Consider the following 25,034-nt stretch of genomic DNA (forward strand, 5'->3'; position numbering starts at 1 on the left):
GATGATGGAAAAAAAGGTCCTTTTTACGATTTTTGGCGGTACGGGCGACCTTGCCCAACGCAAACTATATCCTTCTTTGTTTCGGTTGTACAAAAAAGGCGATTTGAAAGAAGATTTTGCAGTCATTGGTACTGCACGCCGTCCTTGGTCGGATGAACACTATCGTGAAGTGGTGATGGGTACAATCAAAGAGTTGAGTGACTCACAAGAACAAGCAGAGACATTCGCTTCTCATTTCTACTACCAATCACATGATGTAACAGATACGAGCCATTATGATTCATTAAAGGATTTGGCGGAAACCTTAGATCAGAAATACCATTTAGAAGGCAATCAGATTTTTTACTTAGCAATGTCCCCTAATTTCTTTGGGACGATCGTTTCTCACTTAAAATCCCAAGGAATGCTGGATACTGACGGCTACCATCGGGTGATCATCGAGAAACCGTTTGGAAGCGACTATAATTCAGCAAAAGAATTGAATGAAGAGATCAATCAAGTCTTTACGGAACAAGAAATCTACCGAATCGATCACTATTTAGGAAAAGAAATGATCCAAAATATTTCTGCGATTCGTTTTGCCAATAACATTTTTGAGTCAATGTGGAACAATCGTTACATTGACAATGTTCAGATCAATATCGCAGAAAACTTAGGCGTAGAAGAACGCGGCGGCTATTATGATAAGAGCGGTGCCTTGAAGGATATGGTCCAAAATCATATTCTGCAGATTCTTTCCTTATTAGCCATGGAACCGCCAGTGGCTTTTTCTGAAAAAGAATTACGGACAGAAAAAATCAAAGCCTTAAATGCGATCCGTATCTACTCCGAAGAAGAAGTGAAACAACACTTCGTACGTGGTCAATACGATAAGGGACAATTAGAAGACAAGAAATTTGTTGGCTACCGTGAAGAAGCCAATGTGGATGAAGAATCGGCAACGGAAACCTTCGTTGCTGGGAAATTTTTGATCGATAACTTCCGCTGGTCCGGCGTACCATTTTATGTACGCACTGGGAAACGGTTGACGGAAAAAGGCACTCGCATCAACATTGTCTTTAAACAAGTCCCAGTCAATGTCTTTAAGCAAGACCTGAATGAACAAAAGCAAATCGAGAGTTTGGCACCGAATGTGCTGACGATTTACATTCAACCGACGGAAGGCTTCTCTCTTTCCTTGAACGGAAAAGAAATTGGCCAAGGGTTTGAGACATTGCCAGTGAAGCTCGATTACCGAAATAGTACTGAAATCGTCGAAAACACCCCTGAAGCTTACGAAAAACTAATTCTAGATGCCTTGAACGGTGATGGCACTAACTTTACCCACTGGGATGAAGTTGCCCAATCTTGGCGCATCGTTGATGTGATCCGTCACGCTTGGGACCAAGAAACACCTGATTTTCCAAATTATGCCGCAGGAACGATGGGCCCCCAAGCAGCCTATGATCTCTTAGCTGCCGATGGCTTTGAATGGATCTGGCGTCCCGATGAATGGTATCGTGAGCGAGATTTACTAAATGAGAAATAAGCAAATGGTCAATTGGATGAGGAAAAAACATCCAATTGGCCGTTTTTCTTTTTTACCGACTGTTTATAATAGAAAGAAATGAGAAATGAAAGGAGCAGCAGACATGAAACAAGTCTTATCGATCGCCGGTCTCGACAGTTTGGCAGGTGGCGGCATGACGGCTGATTTGAAAACATTTGAGGAATTCGGGGTGTTTGGCCATGCCCTATTAACATGTGTGGTCGCCATCAAGGATGATCTTATGTTCCATGATCTCCCTGAGCCTGTGATCCAAGCACAACTGGATTCACTGCGTTCGGTCGTATCCCTAGATGCAATCAAAATCGGGCTGCTTCATCAAACCGCCATCATTGAATTGCTGCGAGATTTTTTACAAACATTTACCGGACCGATCGTGCTCGATCCCGTTCTCGCCTTCAAAGAAGGAGATACTGCCTTTAACCACTCCTATCAAGCAGGATTGATCTCATTGTTTCCTTACACAGCATTAGTGACACCTAATCTACTCGAAGCACAACACTTATCTGGACAAAGCATTACCTCTTTAGCAGAGATGAAAACCGCGGCGAAAAAAATCCATGCATTGGGTGCCCCAAATATCCTGATCAAAGGTGGCAGTCGACTAACTGGAGAAAGAGCCTACGACCTTTTATACCACTCTGGGCAATATACTGTTTTCGAAGCAGAAAAAAGTACCCGAACGACTACCAACGGTGCTGGGTGTACCCTTTCATCGGCGATTGCCGCTTTACTTGCCAAAGGCACTTCATTGGAAACAGCTGTTCAAACTGCAAAAGCATTTGTTTGGGCAGGGATCGAAGACGGTCTGCCTTTAGGAACCTCTGGCAACGTCAATCAGCTCGCCTATTTTAAAAAGGAGGAACACCTATGAAAGTAAGAAATTTAACTACGATCGCTATGCTGACGGCACTCACGTGTGCACTTTCTTTGACCTTTATCATTCCTGTTCCGCAAACGAAGGGTTTTGTGACCTTATGTGAAGCAGGGATCTATATCTCGGCCCTTTTGTTTGGTCCTAGCGCCGGGGCCTTCGTCGGTGGAATGAGCGGCGGCATCATTGATTTTCTATCAGGTTACCCTGAATGGGCCTTCTTTTCCATCGTGATTCATGGTGTACAAGGCTGGATCGTAGGCAGAATGAGCCACCGGCCACTAGCAGCCGTCATTGTCGGCAGCTTGATCATGATCGCCGGCTACGCAGCAGCAACAGTTTTACTATTCGGGTTAGGCGCTGGGATCGCCTCGATTCCAAGTAATTTGATCCAAACGGTCTTTGGCAGCATCGTTGCTTTACCGCTGACGCATGCCTTGCGCCGCACGAAAAAGTTTTCTTTAAATGAAAGGTGATTCTTATGACAGATATCAATCAATTAAAAACGGATTTAACTACGATCGTTGAAGAAGTCATTACGACAGCGAACGTTGGTGAAAACGATCTTTTTGTCCTTGGCTGTTCAACAAGTGAAGTCGTGGGCGGCTTGATTGGCAAAAATTCCAGTCAAGAAGTAGGCATGATCATCGTCGAAACACTGCGAGCGATCTTGCGTCCTAAAAATATTCATTTAGCCGTTCAAGGCTGTGAACACCTCAATCGGGCTTTAGCCGTTGAGCGTGAAACGGCTCGACTATATCAATTAGAAGAAGTCGCAGTAGTGCCCCAGCTGCATGCAGGCGGTGCTTGCTCAGTTGCGGCTTTCCAGTTGTTCGATGAGCCTATCGAAGTGGAGCACATTGTGGCCAAAGCGGGTATCGATATCGGCGACACAGCGATCGGTATGCATGTCAAACATGTTCAAATCCCGATCCGTCCCTCTATCAAGACCCTTGGCGCTGCCCATGTCACAGCTCTGGGATCACGGCCCAAATATATCGGTGGTCCTCGTGCTCATTACGCATAATAAGCGAATCGTATAATGAGCGAAAAACCATCTTCAAAAGGAAAAAGCATGCTTCGGCGTGCTTTTTTTGTGTCAACGTTCCTGCTATTGCCTCTCCTTTCCTTCCTTAAATGTGCTCTCCTTTCACTATTTTCTCCGCTCCATCTTATGGCAGCTTTTTCTACTTCAAATTCTGTTTCCTTTCTTGCGTAAAAAGAGCGGCAGCTGTCGCCTTCCTTTTGTCATAAATTCGTCACAATTTCATCACAAAAAGAAAAGAAAGATGCCAGTAAGCCCGCAAATTTCTTTTTTCTTTCCTTGGTAGACTGAATGCAGCAAGAATCGAAAAGTGGAAGGAAGAAAAATATGAAAAAAATCGCCATTATTTTTGGAGGCAATTCACCGGAGTACGCCGTTTCTTTAGCCTCAGCAACTAGCGCAATCGAAGCACTCCTATCATCTCCCGATGACTATGACCTCTCTTTGATCGGGATCGCCCCAGATGCTATAGATTGGTATTTGTATACAGGAGAACTGGAAAACATCCGACAAGACACGTGGTTGTTGGATACGAAACATAAACAGAAAATCCAGCCGCTTTTTGAAGGAAACGGCTTTTGGCTAAGTGAAGCGCAGCAAACGTTGGTACCTGATGTTTTATTTCCCATTATGCATGGCAAATACGGGGAAGATGGCAGTATCCAAGGATTGTTTGAATTGATGAAACTACCTTATGTAGGCTGCGGTGTGGCGGCCTCCGCATTATGTATGAACAAATGGTTATTGCATCAAGTAGCAGAAGCGATTGGCGTACAAAGCGCTCCTACGATTCTCTTGACAAATCAAGACAACCAGCAAAGACAAATCGAAGCCTTTATCCAGACCCATGGCTTTCCGGTTTTCTTTAAGCCTAATGAAGCTGGCTCCTCAAAAGGGATCACAAAAGTGACTTGTGTCGAAGAAATTGCTCCTGCCTTGAAGGAAGCCTTCGCTTATTGTTCAGCAGTGCTCTTACAAAAAAATATCGCTGGCGTTGAGATTGGTTGCGGTATCTTAGGCAACGACTCTTTGACTGTCGGTGCTTGTGACGCTATTTCATTAGTAGAAGGCTTTTTCGATTTTGAAGAAAAGTACCAGTTGATTAGCGCCAAGATCACCGTTCCTGCACCATTGCCTGAAACGATTGAAACCAAGGTCAAAGAACAAGCTCAGCTGCTCTATCACAGTCTTGGTCTTAAAGGACTTGCTCGCATCGACTTTTTTGTCACGAATCAAGGAGAACTATACTTGAATGAAATCAATACTATGCCGGGCTTTACTAGTCACTCCCGCTATCCGGCCATGATGGCAGCGATCGGCTTATCCTATCAAGAACTACTACAAAAACTGCTTGTCTTAGCAAAGGAGGAAGTCAAATGAATCCCTATCTACAGTTAGTTAGCAAAGAATTTCCGTTAGAAAAAAACCAAGAGCCGCCTCATTTAGTCCTTGCTGCCTTCAGTGAAGACGAGGTTTACTTGCAACCAGAAGTAGCCAAACAATGGAAACGGCTAGTCAAAGCTTTAAAGCTTGAAGACGAGATCTGCTTATTAGATGGCTACCGAACCGAAAAGCAGCAACGGTATTTATGGGAATATTCCTTGAAAGAAAATGGGCTAGCCTATACGAAACAATTTGTGGCATTGCCCGGGTGCAGTGAACATCAGTTAGGCTTAGCGATCGATGTTGGTTTAAAAGGCAGCCAGGATGATTTGATCTGCCCACGATTTCGTGACAGCGCAGCGGCGGATTTATTTACCCAGGAAATGATGAACTATGGGTTTATTTTACGCTATCCCGCGGACAAACAGGAAATTACAGGGATTGGCTATGAACCATGGCATTTTCGTTATGTCGGTCTGCCCCATAGTCAAATCATCGCCAGCCAACAGTGGACCTTGGAAGAATACCATCAATACCTTGAACAAACGGCGAGGCAGTTCGCATGAAGAAGAATCAAGGAATCGAGCAATTTCGGGTAATTTTGGCGATGATGGTGGTCGCGATCCACTGTCTGCCTCTTCACCGCTTATGGCCTGACGGTGATATCCTGATCACGTTGACGCTCTTCAGAATCGCCGTCCCCTTCTTTTTTATGATCAGCGGGTATTATGTGTTCAGTGATTTAGCCACCCAAAACAGCTATCCTGCCAGACAACGTATCTGGCAGTTTATCAAAAAACAGCTGCAAGTCTATCTCATTGCCACACTGCTCTTTTTGCCGCTTGCTTGGTACAGCGGCATACTAGGATTGAACATGCCACTAGACACTTTTATTCAAACTTTGCTAGTCAACGGCATTCTTTACCATCTTTGGTATTTTCCTGCGATCATTACCGGCGGTCTACTAGTGATGGGCCTCTTGACACGGCTTTCTTTCAAGCAGGTGTTTTTCATTGCTGTCGGTTTGTATGTGGTTGGTTTAGGTGGGGACAGTTGGTCTGGCCTGGCTGCACAAACACCCATCACGCCACTCTATTCACTGATTTTCCAACTATTGGATGGCACTCGCAACGGCATTTTTTTTGCTCCCTTATTTTTGATCTTAGGGGTACTAGCCAGAAGATTTGCCAAAAAACCTGCTTCTCCCCATCGCTATAGTTATCTGATGATTAGTCTGATTTGCTTGCTTTTGGAAAGTTATCTCTTGCATCACTTTACTACACCTAAACATGACAGCATGTATGTCTTTTTGCCCTTCGTTCTCTTGTTTTTATTTCCGATCATTCAGCAATGGCAAGCACCCATGATCTGGAAACAAGCGGGTCGTCTGTCCCTTTGGCTCTATTTGCTCCATCCTTATACCATTGCAGTAACCCATTTTCTTAGTCAGAAACTGCCCTTGCTTCAAAACAATCTAATCAATTACTTCGTGGTCTTAGGATTGACCATCGGGTTGATTTATGGTCTCTTTGCTTTGCAAAAGCTGTTGCCGTTTCCGAAAAAAACGCCGCTCCACTTGCAGCGGGCAGCCAAAGAATTCTCAGCCCCCGCCCTGTTGCACAACTTGCAGGAAATCAAACGAGTGATTCCATCCACAACAAAAGTGATGGCGGTCGTTAAAGCAGATGCCTATGGTTGCGATGCACAATTGGTCGCTCGTACCTTGGAAAGAGTAGGCGTCGATTTTTTTGCTGTTGCCACCATAGAAGAAGCCATCGAATTACGGCGAGCTGGCATTAAAAGTCGCTTACTGATTTTAGGGTACACTTCTGCCCAACGTGCCAAAGAGCTGAACCGATATTCCTTAATTCAAACTATCGTCAGTGAAGCGCATGGACAAGCGTTAGCCCGAACAGGCCTTCCAATCGAATGCCATTTAGCGGTAGATACCGGCATGCATCGTCTAGGCGTTGCCCCTGACCTTGAAACAGTTAGAAGGCTTTATGCCTTGCCATCCCTCAAGATCACAGGCATTTTTTCCCATCTAGGCTCTTCAGATCAGCTAGATACGGCAAGTATCTTACGGACACAAGCCCAAATCATTTGTTTTGATGATCTATTGGCTGGCTTATCCGCTAGAAATATCGCCTATGGTCTGACGCATCTGCAAAGCAGTTACGGAATATTGAATTATCCAGAGAAACAGTATGATTATGTGCGCCCGGGTATTCTTTTAACTGGTTCCCTGAGTGTCCCGAATGAACCAACAAAACAGAAGATAAACGTACAGCCGATTCTGACCCTAAAAGCCTTACTAGTGGACAAAAAAACAGTCGCCGCTGGTGAAGCGATCGGCTATGGACTAGCCACTGTTTTTGATCGACCTACCACGATTGGGATCGTTAGTATCGGCTACTGTGACGGAGTCCCCCGTGCCCTATCAAATCAAGGATTCCAATTGTCTTATCAAGGGGGGTTACTCCCGCAGGTTGGGTTGATTTGTATGGATATGCTCTTGATCGATTTAACGGACTATCCAGAACTGGCGGTCGAAAGTTGGTTAGAAGTAATCAGCGATTGGACGAATACAGCTGATCAAGCACAAACCATTCCCAATGAATTGATCAGTCGACTAGGTTCCCGCGTCCCTTCAATGTCAAAGTAGAAAACGAATGCATTCGCTTACCGATTACGGTATGATGTGGGTAGAGTAAATGGTAGTTTAAATGAAAAAAGATCGTAGATAGTTGGAGTGAATCAAGGATGGCAGAAAAAATAATTGTTGTTGATGATGAAAAAGAAATCGCCGAGTTAGTCACGACGTTTCTAAGGAATGAAGGCTTTCAAGTGGAACCTTTTTATGATGGAACGAGTGCTTTGGCTTATCTCGAAAAAGAAACAGTCGATGTGGCAGTTTTAGATGTGATGCTGCCGGATATCGACGGCTTTCAGCTGTTACAGACCATTCGCAAAACCCACTTTTTTCCAGTACTGATGCTCACTGCCAAAGGAGAAGATCTGGATAAAATTACCGGTCTAAGTCTAGGTGCAGATGATTATGTGACGAAACCCTTCAATCCATTAGAAGTTGTTGCTCGGGTCAAAACGCAACTACGGCGATACCAACGATACAATCAGTCAGCTGTTCCGCAGAAGATTGAAGAATACGAAAAGGAAGGCTTACTGTTGAAAATCAACAGTCACCAATGTTATCTTTATGGCAAAGAGGTTTTCTTGACCCCCATCGAATTTAAAATCCTGCTTTACTTATTTGAACACCAAGGATCGGTCGTTGCCTCAGAAACTCTTTTTGAAGCAGTCTGGAAAGAAAAATATTTAGACAACAATAACACAGTGATGGCACATATTTCCCGTCTGCGGGAAAAGCTAAACGAACAACCCCGCAAACCGAAATTAATCAAAACTGTATGGGGGGTCGGCTATATCATTGAAAAATAGAAGTCCATTGATCCGGAAACTTTTGACTCAATACTTTATCACCACAGGTGTTTTAATGCTCCTTTTGATTCTGATCCCTTTAACTGTTCGCTTTGTAGCAGGATTGAGGGTTTGGTACGGCTATGAGCCCATTTATCAAATATTACGGCTTTTTGCTGATTATTGGCTCGTCTGTCTAGCAATCGGTGCCTTGCTGATTTGGGTGAGCACAACGATTTATTATATGAGTAAAGCCATCAGCTATTTGAATGAAACGATTCAAGCCACGAATCAATTGATTGCTGAACCTACGAAGCGAATCGTTCTTTCCAGCAATCTGATCGACGTGCAAGAAGAAATGAACCAGTTGCGGGAAAAAAATCTACAGGATCAACGAGCTGCCAAAGAAGCAGAGCAGCGGAAAAATGATTTGATCGTCTATCTCGCACATGATTTACGCACACCTTTGACCAGTGTGATCGGCTATTTGACACTTCTAGAAGAAGAACCGCAGCTTTCTTCCGAACTACGCGCACGCTATACCAAGATCGCCTTGCAAAAAGCCCAGCGGCTAGAATTATTGATCAGCGAGTTTTTCGAAATCACCCGTTTTAATCTTACAACGATCGCCTTACAGACCGAAACCACGGATCTGAGCTTGATGCTGGAACAGTTGACGTTTGAATTTTTGCCGCTGTTAGAAGAAAAAAACCTTCATTGGCAACTGCAGCTGCAGAAAAAAGTCTATGCGACTGTCGATACAGAGAAGATGGAACGCGTCTTTGATAACTTGATCCGCAATGCCATCAATTATAGCTATCCTAACTCCCCTTTGCGTTTAGCCATCAGCGAATCTGATGATATCCTGATTCGTTTGACCAATCAAGGAAAAACGATCTCAGCTGAAAAGATCGGCTTGATTTTTGAGCCTTTCTACCGCATGGATGCTTCCCGAGCAACAGCGACGGGTGGGACCGGTCTGGGGCTGCCGATCGCCAAAGAAATCGTTGAAGCATTAGGTGGAAAAATCTGGGCGGAAAGCCGTGACGAAACCATCGTCTTTTCGATTCGTCTACCGAAGGTATCAATGGAAAAAAATGAACAGCGGTCAAAGCCCCATCCATCTGAACCAACTGCTTAACAGGCAAACAACCTGAGCATTTCGCTGTTCCCCTTCTAATTCAGAGGGAGGAAGAGCTGCTCAGGTTGTTTTTTATTGATTGCTTATTGATACACCAATGATCGTAACGCTTGATCGACTTTTTCTGCCGCTAAGCGTCCTTCGCGAATCCCCCAGATGACTAAACTCGGTCCTCTTTTAGCATCTCCTGCGACTAACACTCGTTCATTGTTCGTCGTGTAATCATCGTACACTTCTCGCACACCAAAGGCATCGAAGAGTTGGGTCTCTGCACCAACAAAGCCCATTGCCAACAAAACCAAATCCGCCTTGATCACTTGCTCTGTGCCAGGGATCGGCTGAAACTGTTGATCTACTGAGACCGTTTCGATGGCGATCAACTGGCCGCGTTCGGCGCCGATAAAGGCTGTTGTGGACACCCCATGATACGTCACTTGTGTTTGCAGGACTTCAGCCGCTTCTTCTTGCCCATATCCTGTGCGGGCTGTCATTGGGTATTCAGGCCAAGGATTGCTGTCGGTACGTGTCAATGGCAGTTGGGGCGTGATCTCCAATTGACGCACAGAAGCGGCTCCTTGCCGAATCGCTGAACCAATACAGTCATTTCCAGTGTCGCCGCCGCCAATCACGACGACGTGCTTGCCAGCAAGTTTTTTACTTGTTGCCGCTTTGCCATGCTTTAAGACATCTTTGGTTGCTTCCGTCAGATAATCGACTGCAAATTGCACCCCAGTCAATTCACGACCTGGAATCTTCAAGTCACGAGGAACACTAGCTCCTGTTGCCAAAATGACCCGATCATACTGAGCGGACAATTCTTCTGCTGATAAGTCACGACCGATCTCCGTATTAGCGACAAAGGTCACGCCTAGCTCTGCCATTAGATCAATACGTCGCTGCACGACATCTTTGTCTAATTTCATGTTTGGGATACCATACATTAGCAAACCGCCAAAGCGATCGCTGCGTTCATAGACCGTCACTTGATGTCCTAGTTGATTCAAGCGCCAAGCAGCGGATAAACCAGCCGGTCCACTACCAACAATGGCCACCTTGAAACCAGTCGCATCTTGAGGCAACCCGGAAGCTTTGACCCAATCGTTTTCAAAAGCAGTATCGATAATAAAACGTTCATTGTCATGGATCGTGACACCTGAGCCATTCAGTGCCTCGGTACAGCCTTTTTCACATGGAGCAGGACAGACACGCCCTGTCATTTCTGGTAGTGGATTGGTTTTGGCTAAACGCTCAAAGGCGGCTTGGAAACGCCCTTGATAAACCAGATCATTCCATTCAGGAATCAGGTTGTCATTGGGACAACCTGAAACCGCCCGTTGCCCGCCGTAAAAAGAACCAGTATGACAAAAAGGAATGCCACAATTCATACAGCGCGCCGCTTGCTCTTGACGCTCATTTTCAGGCAATGGCGTCTGTAATTCTTGCCAGTCTTGGATACGTTCTGAAACCGGTCGGGTAGGATTTTCTACTCTTGGGTACTTTAAAAAACCAAATGGATCTGCCATATTAGTCGCGCTCCTTTCCTGGAATAGTCAATTGTGGACCGACGACGGCTTCGAAAGCTTTCGTCACAAGTTCCTCCCCGATAAATCCTTGCTCAGCCAAAGTCTCCGTTGCTTGGATCATCTGATGGTACTCTGTCGGATAGACTTTGATGAAATGTTGCTGCTGATTTTCCCAATCTTCTAAAATCTCAGCCGCCTTCAATGAATCCGTATAGGCAAAATGCTGCTGGATCATCTCCTTCAACTGGTGGTCATCACCGCTTTCACCAATCCGGTACAAATCAACCATTTCCCGATTGCATTTATCAGCAAAGGTTTGATCGGGATCGTAAACATACGCCACGCCACCGGACATTCCAGCACCGAAGTTGCGACCGGTTTTTCCTAAAATTACCACGACACCGCCAGTCATGTACTCACAGCCATGGTCACCAACGCCTTCGACAACGACTTTGGCTCCACTGTTACGGACACAAAAGCGTTCGCCAGCAATGCCGCGGAAATAGCCTTCACCACGATTCGCCCCGAAACAAGCAACATTACCGACAATCGGTGAATGCTCTGCATCGTAAGCAGCATCTTCAGGCGGCACAATGATCAAACGGGCACCACTCAATCCTTTGGCTACATAATCGTTGGCCTCGCCAATCAGTTTCAACTGGATTCCCTGGGTGGCAAACGCCCCAAAACTTTGTCCAGCAATGCCGCGGTACGTAAACTGCAACAAGCCTGGTGTTACTTCGTAATTGCCAAAGCGTTCTGCGATCCAGCCCCCTAAACGAGCGCCGACTGAACGTTGAACATTATTGATCGTATGATTCATAACGATTTCTTGATTGTTGTCGATAGCAGCTTGGGCAAAAGCATCTAATTCTGGCCATTGACGTTTCTCAAGGAATGGGTCCTTCACTTTGCGTTCGATCGGGATCGTCGTTCCAATCATTCTGGAAAAGTCTAATGATTTTGCTTTGCCTTTGGCAACGAAGCGTGGTGTCAACAATTCCGCGTGTCCTACCATCTCATCAATCGTGCGAAACCCTAGCTCGGCCATCGTTTCCCGTAAATCTTCTGCTAAAAAATACATCGTATTGATGATGTGCTCAGGTTTCCCTGCGAAAAATTTGCGCAACGCTGGGTTCTGTGTAGCAATGCCGACAGGACATGTATTGATACTGCAAACTCGCATCATGACACAACCAATCGCAACTAGCGCTAAAGAGGCAAAGCTATATTCTTCTGCTCCTAAAAGAGCAGCAATGGCGATGTCACGCCCCGTCATCAATTTTCCATCTGTCTCTAAGGTCATTCGCTGCCGCAAATGATTCATAGCTAACGTTTGATGGGCTTCTGCAAGCCCCATCTCCCAAGGCAAGCCAGCATCCCGAATCGAATTTCTCGGAGAAGCACCGGTCCCACCGTCATAGCCTGAGATCACGACTACGTCTGCACCGGCTTTGACGACACCGGTAGCGATCGTACCCACACCTGTACTAGAAACCAATTTGACATTGATGCGGGCATACGGGTTGATTGCCTTTAAGTCATAGATCAGCTGGGCTAAGTCTTCAATCGAATAAATGTCGTGATGTGGTGGCGGCGAAATCAATCGGACCCCAGGTGTTGAGCCACGAATCTCAGCGACCCACGGGAAGACTTTGTTGCCTGGCAATTGCCCCCCTTCACCAGGTTTCGCCCCTTGCGCCATTTTGATCTGGAGTTCGTCCGCACTCATTAAATATTCGGCGTTGACACCAAAACGGCCAGAAGCTACTTGTTTGATGCGACTATTATAATTAATGCCATTCACTGGTTTGAAACGATTTCGGTTTTCTCCACCTTCTCCACTGTTGGATTTTGCCCCGATCGCATTCATTCCTTCAGCAATACAGCGATGTGCCTCTTCACTTAGAGAGCCGTAAGACATCGCACCGACTTTAAATCGTTTGACGATCGTTTCAACTGGCTCCACCTCAGCTAATGGAATACTGCGTCTTGTGTTCGCAAAAGTCCACATATAACGGAGGGTCGTTGGATTCTCTAACGCGTCTTGGTTCATCTCCGCCGCATATTCTTTATAAAGCGCATAGCTGCCGGTACGAACAGCTTTTTGAAATCCATAGATTGTTTTTGGATTGAACAGATGATGTTCCCCGTCAGCTTTGTATTGGAAACTACCACCCGAATCAAGATAATCCACGCGTTTCTCGCCATACGCCGCTTCATAACGCGTTAAGTATTCTTGCTCGATTTGCGCTAATGAAAGTCCACCGATACGAGTAACCGTGCCGGTAAAGTATTCGGAGATAACTTTCTCAGAGATACCAACAGCTTCAAACAATTGCGCCCCATGGTAACCGGCAATCGTTGAAATCCCCATTCGTGACATGATTTTGACAATGCCCTTTTCACATGCCTTACGGTAACTTTCGATCTTCTCTGAAAGCTCAAAATGTGCCAATGTCTGGTAAGCCCCATAAGGGTGGACCCCACTTACTCCGTAGCCGACTAACATGGCATAATGATGGACCTCACAGACTTCCGCAGTATCCGCAACGATTGATGCCAAGGAACGTTTGCCTTTTCGCACCAAGTAATTGTGCAGACCTGATACCGCCAAAAGGATCGGAATCGCCACTTTTCCTTCTTGCGCTTGGATGACTTCCCGATCACTTAAAATGACGATCGTTGCCCCAGAATCGATTTTTTGCTCCGTCTCTTTAAAAAGCGCTTCTAACGCTTGTTGCAAAGCTGCCCCGTTTTCTGGTACATAATCATAAAGAATCGACTGTAAAGCCGCTTTTTGACCATTTTGATCTAACTGTTTGATTTTTTCATATTCACTCGTTTTTAACACCGGACTAGCAATCTTCAGCTTATTACAATTGATTCGAATGTCCTTTGAAACATCCCCATCTCGACCTAAAAACAGCTCGGTACCGATCACTAATTTTTCGCGAATCGCATCAATGGGTGGATTGGTCACTTGGGCGAATTGTTGCTTGAAGTACGTAAACAAGGATTGGGGACGTTCGCTCAAAATAGCTAAGGGTGAATCAAACCCCATGGAGATCACTGGTTCTTCTCCCGTTTGAGCCATTGGTAAAATCAACGTGCGAATGATCTCATCCGTGTAACCATTTCGTTTCCAAAGGGTCTGGATCGCATCATCTGCTGTTTCCTCCTGCTTCTCAGTCTCAGGAAGCAGCTCTGGTGTCAATAAGTGATCCGCTAGCCACTCCTGGTAAGGATGGGCATTCGCATAATGCGCTTTGATTTCTTGATTGCGTAAGATCACCCCTTTTTTGGTATCCACCAAAAACATATTTGCTGGTCCAAGCACCCCTTTTTCAATCACTTCCGATGCTGGCAAATCGACAACACCTGACTCAGAGGCCACGACCACAAAACCAGTTTTCGTGATCGAGTAGCGAGATGGCCGTAACCCATTTCGATCGAGTGCAGCCCCTACCAAATCCCCATCGGTAAAACATAAAGCTGCCGGTCCATCCCAAGGAGCCATAAAGCTTGCGTTGTACTCATTAAAAGCTGTCAGCTCCGGCGACAATCCAGCTTCTTTGGACCACGCTTCTGGCACCATCATCAACAGTGCTTGAGGAATATCTCGCCCTTGACGGTACAAATATTCCATACAATTTTCTAGTTTCGCCGAATCAGAATTTTCATCATCATAGACTTCGATCTGATGTCCATGCATCCAATTTTCTGCCCCGCGTAACGTGTTGATTTCGCCATTATGGGCTAAGAAACGAAAAGGTTGCGCCCGACTCCAGCTTGGAAAGGTATTTGTCGAAAAACGAGAATGGGTCAATGCGATACAAGAGGTCATTTCTGGGCTTTGAAGATCTTTGAAAAATAAGCCAACTTGATAGGCATGCAGCATTCCTTTATAAACAACTGTCTTACTGGACAAGCTGCAGATAGACAACTCATCAGTATGATACGTTTTTTCCAGTTTACGTCGTAGCCGGTAAAGCTGATCTTCAAAGGGACGGCCAGCAGTTACATCGACAGGTTTTTCAATAAAGACTTGCACAAATGAGGGCATGACTTTTTGCGCCCCCGGTCCACACTGATAATAATCATAAGGCACATCCCGTTGCCATAAAACGGTAAAACCCATTTGTTGAATGTCTTTAGTTACTTCTTCTTGGACCTGTGCTGCTCGGAGCTTTTCTTTCGGTAAAAAAAACATCCCAACAGCATAGGCGCCTTTTTCAGGCAATGAGATTTCGGCCTCTTTTGCTCGCTGTTGAAAAAATGGGTCAGGCATTGCCATCAAAATTCCAGCTCCGTCACCTGTGTCAGGTTCAGCGCCAGTTCCCCCTCGGTGGTTCATCCGTTCTAACATTGTTAAGGCATTTTGCACAAGTTCTCGGGAATAGCGACCATCTTTTTGTGCAATAAACCCCATCCCACAAGCATCTTTTTCAAAAGCGGCATCGTACATCGTTTGGTTCGTTTTCCTCATCATCTCTAAATCACTCATGGAATCACACTTTCTTTCAATATTCTGAATATTCCGATTTTTAACAGTTTACAACCTGTTTTTCTATCTGGCAAGTTTTTTTTACTTGATCCGAGCTCGTTGGTTTCTTCTGTTGACTGTGAAATACTCTATCTCGAACAAACAATTGCCTACAGACCTTAAGGAAGAAACTTCGTCTAGTAAGGTTTTTTTATTATACAATAAACTGTCGAAAAATTATTGCAAACAAATGAGAATCGTTATCAATTGCCACCTATTTTCTCATATTCATGTCAGAAACGTGCGTTTTTCTCCCATTCTCAAGGAATAAGAATGAGCAAGCGCAAAAAAAGATGACCCGCAATGGGGTCATCTTTTTTCGTTCTTTTATTTTTCAAAGCCTTCTGCAACTGCTTCGGGATAGTTTTCTTTGACGATGGTTGCACAATGCCCACAAAGTGTTGGCAGTTGCTCTTCTACACCAACATCTACCCGGACTTGGCGACAACGTTCACATACTTCCCCTTCGGCTTTTTCAACTAAGATCGCCACATCCTCAAATTGATATGCCATTTCAGGAGCTGCTTCACCGGCTTCTTTGATCGTTAAGAAATCTGGTGAAATGATCAGCAGTTGTGCAATATCTGAATCGATAGCTTTTAGCAATGCCGCAACTGGCTCAGTTGGATAAACAGTGACTTTCGCTTCAAAGGACTTTCCGATCAATTTTGCATTACGCGCTTCTTCTAATGCTTTTAAGACATTGTCACGGAAATCAAGGAAAGCACGCCATAAATCAAGCAGCTCTTCTTGGTTAGCAAATGTATCATAGCCAGGGAACTCCGCTAATTGGACATATTCCTCTTCTTCTTTCAAATGTGACCAGATTTCTTCTGCCGTATGCGGAATGATCGGCGTCAGTAATTTCGTCAACGCAACCGCTGTTTGATAAAAGACGGTTTGCATGGCGCGACGTTGGAAATCATTTTCAGCTTCGATATAAACGACATCTTTCGCAAAATCCAAATAGAAGGATGACATATCGACTGTCAAGAAGTTGATGACTGTTCGGTAAATATGCAAGAAGTTGTATTTTTCATAACCATCTTCTCGGATCGTTTTGATCGTTTGATTCAAACGAACCATCATGTATTTATCAACAGAACGCAAGTTTTCAAATGGTACGCTGTCTTTTGCTGGATCAAAATCATTCGTGTTAGCCAATAAGAAACGCATGGTATTGCGAATTTTCCGATAGACTTCTGATACTTGATTCAAGATATCCATAGACACTCGAACATCCGCTTCGTAGTCAACACTGCTGACCCAAAGGCGCAAAATATCCGCACCCATTTGGTTGATCACTTTTTCTGGTGCAATGGTATTTCCAAGAGATTTACTCATCTTACGGCCTTCGCCATCTAAGGTGAAGCCTTGAGACAAGACGGCTTTGTATGGTGCGACTTCATTGATCGCCACACTAGTTGTGATACTTGAGTTGAACCACCCGCGATATTGATCAGAACCTTCCAAATACATGTCAGCTGGGAACGTCAATTCTGGACGTTGACGTAACACGGCTTCGTGAGAAGAACCTGAATCAAACCAAACATCCATGATGTCAGTTTCTTTCGAGAATTTACCGTTTGGTGAGCCTGGATGCGTAAAGCCAGCCGGCAGCAATTCTTCGGCTTCTTTTTCAAACCAAATCGTTGAACCATGTTCAGCAAACAAGTTTGCCACATGCTCGATCGTTTCAGGCGTGATGATGGCTTCGCCGTTTTCTGCGTAAAAGATTGGCAATGGTACACCCCACGCACGTTGACGAGAGATCACCCAGTCGCCGCGATCGCGAATCATATTGTATAAACGGGTTTTGCCCCATGGAATGATCCAATCTACTTTTTCGATCTCATCCAAAATGTTTTGACGGAACTTATCAATTGAAGCAAACCATTGTGGCGTTGCCCGATAGATGACTGGTTTTTTCGTCCGCCAATCATGTGGATAGCTGTGAGTAAAGAAGTTTAGTTTTAATAGCGCCCCTTTTTCTTCTAAAAGCTCAGTGATCATTGGATTGGCTTTGTCATAAAAGACCCCTTCAAATCCTGGTGCTTCTTCTGTGAAGACCCCACGGCTATCGACTGGCGATAAGACATCTAGCCCATATTTTTTGCTGACGATGTAGTCATCTTCCCCGTGTCCTGGTGCAGTGTGGACCAAACCAGTACCGGCATCCAATGTCACATGATCCCCTAACATCAACAGAGACGTACGGTCATAGAAAGGATGTTGCGCCGTCATTTTTTCTAATTGATCGCCTGCCAATTCTTGCAATACTTCGACAGATTCCCAACCAATCTCATTCGTCACGGTTTCTAATAAATCTTTTGCCACGACAAATTTACGACCATCAGCCAAGATTTGAACATAGGCAAAGGTTGGATTCACAGAGATTCCTAGATTCGCTGGCAAGGTCCATGGCGTCGTCGTCCAGATAACAAAAGATGTATCTGAATCAAGCAAATCTTTGCCATCTGCGACTGGGAAAGCAACATAGATCGATGGTGATTTTACATCTTTGTATTCGATCTCGGCTTCTGCTAGTGATGATTCACTAGATGGTGACCAGTAGATTGGTTTTAATCCTTTGTAGATATAGCCTTTTTCTGCCATTTTTCCGAAAACGCGAATTTCTGCAGCTTCATAATCGGGCGTCAGTGTGATGTATGGGTGCTCCCAGTCACCAGAAACCCCTAAACGTTTGAAGTCAGCTCTTTGTGTATCCACTTGGGTCAAAGCATATTCTTCACATTTTTTGCGGTATTCTGCCAAGCTCATTTCTTTGCGCTTGATTCCTTTATTTGTCAACACTTGCTCGATCGGCAAACCATGGGTATCCCAACCAGGTACATAAGGGGAACGGAAACCTGACATTGATTTGGAACGTACGATAATGTCTTTACTGATTTTGTTCAATGAGTGTCCGATATGGATGTTCCCATTTGCATAAGGAGGACCATCGTGTAAGACAAAGGTTGGCTTGCCTTCATTTAATTCTTGACGGCGTTGATACAATCGATTTTCTTCCCATTCTTTTTGCCAATCCACTTCGCGGTTCGGCAAGTTGCCTCGCATTGGAAAAGCGGTTTTTCCAAGATGCAGTGTTTCTTTCATTTTCATTCTTGTTTCGCTCCTTTTCGTCTCACTACGTTTCCGTATAATTTCTAAATCCATTGACTCGACCAATCAATTGCTTCTATTGAACGTATCAAAATGGATTGGTTGCCATGACTTCCTTGTGTTTAGGTCTCACTGATTTTAAAAATCAATCCTAGTGATTCCTCGTTTGGTTACTACGCTCCCTACGGTCGCCTAGTACTGTTCATCATCTGCTCTGTTCCGCATTGCGGACCAATCATAGTGATTCCTAGTAGGGTTACTACGCTCCCTACGGTCGCCTAGTACTGTTCATCATCTGCTCTGTTCCGCATTGCGGACCAGTCGCAGTGATTCACAGCAAAAAACACGTCCGTCCCTGGCAAGGGACGAACGTGTTCGTGGTACCACCCAAATTTTAATTGTCGTTAGACAATTCTTTGATGATCGGTAACGGGATCAGGCGTCGTTCTCTACTTGAGTCTTTGGATAATCGGCTCTTTAAAGAACGCAACTCACAGATGATCTGATTTCTTACAGGGTTTTATTTGGCTTCCACTCTCCCAAACTCGCTTGAAAAATATAAGAAATTTTTCTGTTCTGTGTCTTAGTTGTTATCTGTTTTGTTCAATTCGTCTAATAAGTTTCTCGCATCATCTAATGTTTTCACTTCAGGGCTTTCGCTTACATCAACGATTTTTTCATCTGATTCAACAACGTCCACATCAAATGTGTCCACTGCTTCTGAGTTTACTCCAGAACCATTTTCACTGTCAAGTTCTTTTGATAAAACTTCTCTGATTACTTGATGGGAATCTTGCACGTAGCTTGAAAATGGCGCCAAAATCTCTTCCCACTCGGGGCTCTTCACTTGTTCTAATTGGGTTTGTAACATAACCAATAAGTTGTTGTGGAAGACTCTGGTTTTCTTCTTCAAGTCATTTGTTTCTGTTGCCAATTGACGGGCATTGTCTGTTGCATCCGTTAAAATCTCTTTGGCTTTTTCTTCCGCTGAGGTCATCAAGGCATGGGCATGTTTTTCTGCAGTAGCAACCATTTCATCCGCACGGTTTTGGGCAGACGTAACGATCACTTCTGATTCTTTGCTTGCGCTTGTTTTTACTTTATCCGCGGTATCTTGAGCCACGATGATGGATTGGTTCAAAGCGTCTTTCAGTTCATTGAAATACTCTAGTTTTTCTTCGGCGTGTTTCAATGATTTCTCTAACTCGCGATTGCGTTGAACCGCTTCTTCATAATCGCGGACGATCATATCCAAAAAGTCATCGACTTCGTCTTGGTTGTATCCTCTCATTTTTACTGAAAAGTTTTTATTTTGAATGTCTAATGGAGTTAATGCCATATTCTATACACCTCTTTGATTTATTTACGTAATACACCTAATAACAATCTAACTTTTTCTTTTTTCGTGGTTCCTTCTAACCCCTGTATTTGAATCCGACCAAATCCTCTTACTGAAACGATATCCAGTAAATCCAGAACAAAATCTGGTCGTAGTGCTTCTGTCCAGTTTACTTTTACTTTTCCTGATTCGATCAACTGTTTCGAACGCTGACGTGAGATGTTGTATACGGCAGAGATCACTGTATCAAGACGCAATGAACTAACCGTTTCTCTTTCCTCGGTCCAGCCATCTTTAGGAACGATCAACTCGGTGTATTTTGTTTCTTCCAAGCGCACCGAGACGTTTCCGATTTTATCCACTTGGAGTTGGATAAAATGACTGACTTCAGCGGCAACGAATACTTGCCATATTTCACCATCGGAAAGAATGTCTCCAAAGTATTCCCTCTTGACTCCAGTCCCCATTAACGTGCCTAAAACTTTTCCATGACTCAACACCGTAAATTTTTTCGGGTATTGAATCGTAAACAAAGTCATGTCAAACTCATCGGTGGTGGGCTCATAATAATCGGGATAAATCAAACAACGTCGTCTTTCAGCAGCTTCGTAACCACCAAAAAAGCGGAAGCTTAAATCCGTTGATTGACGAATCAAGCTTTCTAAAATATACGCTTGTCTCGGATCTAAAAAATCAGTTAAGTAAGGCGCATACTGCATTTGCACTTGTTCGATCCATCCTTGAGCGGAATCAATAAAAGGGCGTTCATCGTTTCGAAAATGTTGATAGACATTTGCGTTCACCGATAACCACCCCTTACGTTAAAATAAAATTGATTGTAAGATCAATATCAATGCTTGTGATGCTAGCTGTAAGACGATAATTGCAAACGCAATCGTAAAATCAATACCAGCAAAACTTAATTTCAATCGATCAAATAAACTCAAATACGGTTCACACACTTTTGCTAAGAAACGGCCAAAAGCGGATTGATACCCTCCTGGAAACCAAGACAAAAGTGCATAGATCACTAATAAAATGGTATACAGATAAACAGCATCACTTAGTAATTTAACGAATCTCAAAAATAAAATTGGCGTTCCTCCTCACTTTAGATATCAAAAAAATTGGTATCTGCTAATGTTTGGGCAGTGCCTTCAATTTCCATACCCTTAGGCGTGCAAAGAAAAATTTCATCGCCAACACGCTTGATATCACCATCTTCAGCGTACACTGTTCCTGTTAAAAAATCAACTATTCGACGAGCTTGGTACTCTTCAATTAAATGAAAATTAACAAGTACAGCATCCCCATTGATGACCTGCTTGGCAATCCCCATCGCTTCGGAATAGACGCGTGGCTCTACGATCGTTATTTTACCAGCTACTTGTGCGGGTGTTTCTTTTGCTTTTGTTTCTTTGACTCTCGTATTGCTTCTTTGTTGTGCCATCGGAACGACTTTTTCTTCTGTCTTCGTCACCGGTCTTACCCGTTCAGCCGCAGCTGAGGCTTGTTGATAGACAGCTGCTTGTGGTTGCTGTCTGTATTGATAGGCTTGATTTTGTGGTTGACTTGTTGTACGTGTTGCCGCTTGGCCAGATGCATACGTATTCGTGGTTGCTCTGGGGGCTGTAAAAGCTCCTCCTTGGTTCACAGCTTGTTTAGACGCTGTGCGTGCCGGTTCTTCCGTGGCAAATGTTTCTTCGTAGTAATCTTCTTCGTCAGTCAATCCAAAAAAATTGGTCAGTTTCTCTTTGAGCGACATCGGTCAACCTCCTTTTTTATTGAAATAATGCTGTTCCTACACGAATAAATGTTGCACCTTCTTGAATCGCAATGGGAAAATCATTACTCATTCCCATACTCGTTTCTAAGCAAGGGGCATGTGTAAGATGCAGGTCAGCGATCTGTTGTTGAATCCTTTTTAATTCTTTAAAAATCTGATGCTGCTCGTCTTTGGAAGCAGTGAGCGGGGCCATCGTCATCAATCCAACAACACGAATTTTGTCGAACGAAGCAAGTGCTTCAATAAAAGCCATTACCTCTTCAACAAAAATCCCTTGTTTCGTTGCTTCCTGCGAAACATTCACTTCCACAAAGCAGTTGATCGGATGCTCTGCTCGTTTTTGAATTTCTTGTGCCAGTTTGATTGAATCTAACGCATGGAAAAAATCAATCTCATTTATAATTGATTTTACCTTTCTGCGTTGCAAATTGCCAATAAAATGCCAACGGACATCTGGATAATCCTTTAGTGCTGCCTTCTTTTCAAGTAGTTTTTCTACTCGATTTTCTGCACAATCCCGCACACCATTTTCTAAAAGGACTCTTGTTGTTTCTGTATCGACGGATTTTGTCACAGCTGTCAAACAGACATCATTGGCATTTCTAGAAACAAGAGCACAGGAATCCTGTATCTCTTGCTGAATCTTGTGCAAGTTCTCAGAAATCATGTGCTCTGCCCCCTAGCGTTTACGACGGAAAAATGGTGGTGTGCTTAATTCGTCGTCATCATTCGAACGTACTTCATCACGGCTGAAGGTATCGAATTCTTTCTTTTCTACATTTTCAAATGTGTTTTCTTCTACTTTAGGTCGTACATTTTGTTCTTTGCGGATATCCCAATCACCAAAGCCATTGCTTTCTTCTGCTTGCGCTGGGCGTGCTTGATCCATATCTAATGTTGGTTTTTGAGGGATAGAATGAATTTGACCTTGGCTTTGTCTGCTAGAGCGAGAACCCCGTTCTTTTTTTGAAGGGTCAATGCCGGTTGCAATGACTGTCACACGGATCTCATCGCCTAAGTCTTCATTGATTGATGTACCTAAGATAATGTTTACGTCGCCTGTTGCCGCATGAGCGACGATATCAGAAGCATCTTGTGCTTCAAATAAAGTCATATCCAATCCGCCAGTGATGTTCAATAGCACTTGTTCTGCGCCATCGATCGACGTTTCTAGTAATGGTGAAGAGATCGCTTTTTTCGTTGCTTCGATCACACGTTCTTCCCCGCTAGCAACACCGATTCCCATCAAGGCTGTGCCTTGATTTTCCATTACTGTTTTCACATCAGCGAAGTCTAAGTTGACATAACCAGGTGCAGTGATCAAGTCTGAGATCCCTTGAACCCCTTGACGCAAGACATTGTCTGCTTCACGGAATGCTTCAAGCATTGGCGTTTTCTTGTCAACAACTTCTAATAAACGGTTGTTTGAGATGATCAATAAGGTATCGACATTCTCTTTTAATTTAGCGATGCCTTCAGCCGCAAAACGGCCACGTTTTGGTCCTTCAAAAGTAAACGGACGAGTAACGACACCGACTGTCAACGCGCCGATTTCTTTAGCGATTTTTGCTACGATCGGTGCAGCACCTGTTCCGGTTCCGCCACCCATACCAGCGGTAATGAAAATCATGTCTGCGCCTTCTAATGATTCGCGAATAGAATCTTCACTTTCTTCCGCTGCTTTTTGACCAACTTCTGGTTGAGAGCCAGCACCAAGTCCGCGGGTATATTTAGGGCCTAATTGAATGACTGTTTCTGCTTTTGAGTTTTTTAACGCTTGAACGTCAGTGTTGGCTGCAATAAATTCTACGCCCTTGACATTTTCTTCGATCATACGATTGACTGCGTTGCCGCCACCGCCACCGACTCCGATGACTTTGATCACAGCGCCGTCATTGATGTTATTATCAATTGAAAATTCCATAATTTATCTTCCTCCTGAGAATCGTTTTAGATTATTCAAAGATATTTGAGAAGAAATCTTTTACTCGGTTTGTGATCGACTCACCTTTTTTCTCTTCTTCTGCTTCTTCATAAGTTTCTTCTGGCGCTTCATATTGTTCGTAATGCACTTCTTGTTGTTGAATAGCAACGGGCTGTTGCGCCACTGTTTTTTCACCAGTGATCGCACTTTTGGCAAGCTGGTACACTTCGCTTAAGTTTGCCGAATAGTCAACGATACTGATCACATTCGTGAAAACAGGATTTCTAAGTCCCATATGATTAGGAACGTAAAGCTTGACGTTTGTTTCGAATACTTCTTGAGCAAGATCTACGACACCAGGAAGACTTGCAGCGCCACCAGTCAAGATCACGCCACCCGGTAAATCAAGTCCATCGATTTCGTCTAGGACTTCTTTTGATTTGGTGAAGATTTGTTCCATACGGGCTTCAATGATTTCTGATAAATAGCGTTCATCGATTTTCACTGGTTCTGATTTTCCGATCACATCAACCGGAAATTCTTCGCTGGCTGAAGTGCGTTCAGGATACGCATCCCCATAATTGATCTTCAATGCTTCTGCATTGTTGAAAGAGGTATTTAAAACCGTCGAAATGTCTTTTGTGACAAATTCGCCGCCCTCTTGGTTCACATGGGTGAATTTCAATTGCTTGTCGTGCATCGCTGCTGTGGTTGTTTGGCCGCCACCAATGTCGATGACGATCGTACCAAAATCTTTTTCACCGTCTGATAAAATCGATTCCGTTAGTGCTAATGGCGTAATGACTACTTCATTAACAATCAGACCAGATTTTTCAACACATTTGCGAATGTTGTGAATGATGGTTTTTGGTCCTGTATACACAACACCAAACATTTCTAGGCGAACCCCGATCATGCCACGAGGATCTTTGATTCCTTCAAAACCATCAACGGTAAATTCCTGCGGTAAAATAGCAATGATCTGTCTTTCAGGAGGGGTAGAACGAACGAGTGCTGCGGAGGCAACATTACGCACGTCTTCGTCGGTGATCTCTTTTGATTCACTATTGACAGCGATCATTCCTTGACAATTTTCCACTTCAAGAAGATTGGCTGGTACACCAACACTTACACTGCGAATTTGAATTCCTGCTTTTTCTTCTGCTTGTCTTACTGCTCTTTGAATGGCTTGTACCGTTTTATCGATATCTACAATGATCCCACGGTTGATTCCTTCTGATTTTGCATTACCTACACCAATGATATTCATTTGGCTGTCAACGTATTCGGCTACTACAACTTTTACAGATGTCGTACCGATATCAAGGCCAACATACATTCCCGTTTTTGCCATGGATGGGGTTCC

The 25,034-nt window shown here is 44.1% G+C and carries 19 protein-coding genes and 1 other annotated feature; of the genes, 9 read left to right on the forward strand and 10 right to left on the reverse strand.

Annotated features, from left to right (window positions below):
- Nucleotide 1 precedes the first annotated feature (1 nt).
- From zwf to vanS, 9 genes are all read left to right on the forward strand, one after another.
- Nucleotides 2-1,528 carry a glucose-6-phosphate dehydrogenase gene (gene zwf / locus IGI96_RS02520; RefSeq protein WP_010749749.1) on the forward strand — a complete coding sequence of 509 codons (1,527 nt, stop codon included), beginning with the start codon at nt 2-4 and terminating at the stop codon, nt 1,526-1,528.
- A gap of 103 nt (nt 1,529-1,631) precedes the next feature.
- On the forward strand, nt 1,632-2,420 hold the full coding sequence (gene thiD, locus IGI96_RS02525; protein WP_086337992.1) for a bifunctional hydroxymethylpyrimidine kinase/phosphomethylpyrimidine kinase: 789 nt from the start codon (nt 1,632-1,634) through the stop codon (nt 2,418-2,420).
- Nucleotides 2,417-2,896 carry an ECF transporter S component gene (locus IGI96_RS02530; protein ID WP_015510153.1) on the forward strand — a complete coding sequence of 160 codons (480 nt, stop codon included), beginning with the start codon at nt 2,417-2,419 and terminating at the stop codon, nt 2,894-2,896. Before thiD ends, IGI96_RS02530 begins: the two co-directional genes overlap by 4 nt.
- A gap of 5 nt (nt 2,897-2,901) precedes the next feature.
- The gene (locus IGI96_RS02535; RefSeq protein WP_176285398.1) at nt 2,902-3,447 is read left to right on the forward strand and encodes a TIGR01440 family protein; all 546 of its coding nucleotides are present in this window, start codon (nt 2,902-2,904) and stop codon (nt 3,445-3,447) included.
- Nucleotides 3,448-3,792: 345 nt separating this feature from the next.
- Nucleotides 3,793-4,845: a D-alanine--D-serine ligase VanC gene (vanC, locus tag IGI96_RS02540; protein ID WP_086299201.1), complete on the forward strand. Its 1,053-nt coding sequence runs from the start codon at nt 3,793-3,795 to the stop codon at nt 4,843-4,845.
- The gene (vanXY, locus tag IGI96_RS02545) at nt 4,842-5,414 is read left to right on the forward strand and encodes a D,D-carboxypeptidase/D,D-dipeptidase VanXY (protein WP_438784811.1); all 573 of its coding nucleotides are present in this window, start codon (nt 4,842-4,844) and stop codon (nt 5,412-5,414) included. The genes vanC and vanXY overlap by 4 nt, the downstream gene beginning before the upstream one ends.
- Entirely contained in the window at nt 5,411-7,513 is a 2,103-nt protein-coding gene (vanT, locus tag IGI96_RS02550) for a membrane-bound serine racemase VanT (protein WP_086337991.1), read from the forward strand. Before vanXY ends, vanT begins: the two co-directional genes overlap by 4 nt.
- A gap of 98 nt (nt 7,514-7,611) precedes the next feature.
- Nucleotides 7,612-8,307: a vancomycin resistance response regulator transcription factor VanR-C gene (gene vanR-C, locus IGI96_RS02555; RefSeq protein ID WP_438784813.1), complete on the forward strand. Its 696-nt coding sequence runs from the start codon at nt 7,612-7,614 to the stop codon at nt 8,305-8,307.
- A complete protein-coding gene (gene vanS / locus IGI96_RS02560) occupies nt 8,297-9,427 on the forward strand; it encodes a vancomycin resistance histidine kinase VanS (RefSeq protein WP_303393663.1) in 1,131 nt (376 codons plus the stop codon). Before vanR-C ends, vanS begins: the two co-directional genes overlap by 11 nt.
- A gap of 83 nt (nt 9,428-9,510) precedes the next feature.
- Here vanS and IGI96_RS02565 read toward each other — a convergent pair whose 3' ends face one another.
- The 10 genes from IGI96_RS02565 to ftsA form a co-directional block, all read right to left on the reverse strand.
- Entirely contained in the window at nt 9,511-10,950 is a 1,440-nt protein-coding gene (locus IGI96_RS02565) for a glutamate synthase subunit beta (RefSeq protein WP_016620658.1), read from the reverse strand.
- A 1-nt stretch (nt 10,951) separates the two neighbouring features.
- Nucleotides 10,952-15,457: a glutamate synthase large subunit gene (gene gltB, locus IGI96_RS02570; RefSeq protein WP_086337990.1), complete on the reverse strand. Its 4,506-nt coding sequence runs from the start codon at nt 15,455-15,457 to the stop codon at nt 10,952-10,954.
- A 366-nt stretch (nt 15,458-15,823) separates the two neighbouring features.
- Nucleotides 15,824-18,619 carry an isoleucine--tRNA ligase gene (gene ileS / locus IGI96_RS02575; protein ID WP_086337989.1) on the reverse strand — a complete coding sequence of 932 codons (2,796 nt, stop codon included), beginning with the start codon at nt 18,617-18,619 and terminating at the stop codon, nt 15,824-15,826.
- 358 nt (nt 18,620-18,977) lie between these two features.
- Nucleotides 18,978-19,207, reverse strand: a binding site (T-box leader).
- Nucleotides 19,203-19,958, reverse strand: a complete 756-nt coding sequence (locus tag IGI96_RS02580) for a DivIVA domain-containing protein (protein ID WP_005228824.1) — start codon at nt 19,956-19,958, stop codon at nt 19,203-19,205. It overlaps the preceding feature by 5 nt.
- 20 nt (nt 19,959-19,978) lie before the next feature.
- Nucleotides 19,979-20,761: an RNA-binding protein gene (locus IGI96_RS02585; RefSeq protein ID WP_010749763.1), complete on the reverse strand. Its 783-nt coding sequence runs from the start codon at nt 20,759-20,761 to the stop codon at nt 19,979-19,981.
- 18 nt (nt 20,762-20,779) lie between these two features.
- Complete coding sequence (locus IGI96_RS02590; RefSeq protein ID WP_005228822.1) at nt 20,780-21,043, reverse strand: YggT family protein; 264 nt, start codon at nt 21,041-21,043, stop codon at nt 20,780-20,782.
- 26 nt (nt 21,044-21,069) lie between these two features.
- Nucleotides 21,070-21,723 (reverse strand): cell division protein SepF, encoded by a 654-nt coding sequence (locus IGI96_RS02595; RefSeq protein WP_438784814.1) that lies wholly within the window; start codon nt 21,721-21,723, stop codon nt 21,070-21,072.
- 16 nt (nt 21,724-21,739) lie between these two features.
- A complete protein-coding gene (locus IGI96_RS02600) occupies nt 21,740-22,411 on the reverse strand; it encodes a YggS family pyridoxal phosphate-dependent enzyme (protein ID WP_074536072.1) in 672 nt (223 codons plus the stop codon).
- A 12-nt stretch (nt 22,412-22,423) separates the two neighbouring features.
- Entirely contained in the window at nt 22,424-23,668 is a 1,245-nt protein-coding gene (gene ftsZ, locus IGI96_RS02605; protein ID WP_005228816.1) for a cell division protein FtsZ, read from the reverse strand.
- Nucleotides 23,669-23,699: 31 nt separating this feature from the next.
- Nucleotides 23,700-25,022, reverse strand: coding sequence for a cell division protein FtsA (ftsA, locus tag IGI96_RS02610; protein WP_005228814.1), 1,323 nt, complete (start codon nt 25,020-25,022; stop codon nt 23,700-23,702).
- Nucleotides 25,023-25,034 lie beyond the last annotated feature (12 nt).

This window comes from Enterococcus sp. DIV0421 (genome assembly GCF_051713745.1).
Classification (GTDB): domain Bacteria; phylum Bacillota; class Bacilli; order Lactobacillales; family Enterococcaceae; genus Enterococcus_D; species Enterococcus_D casseliflavus.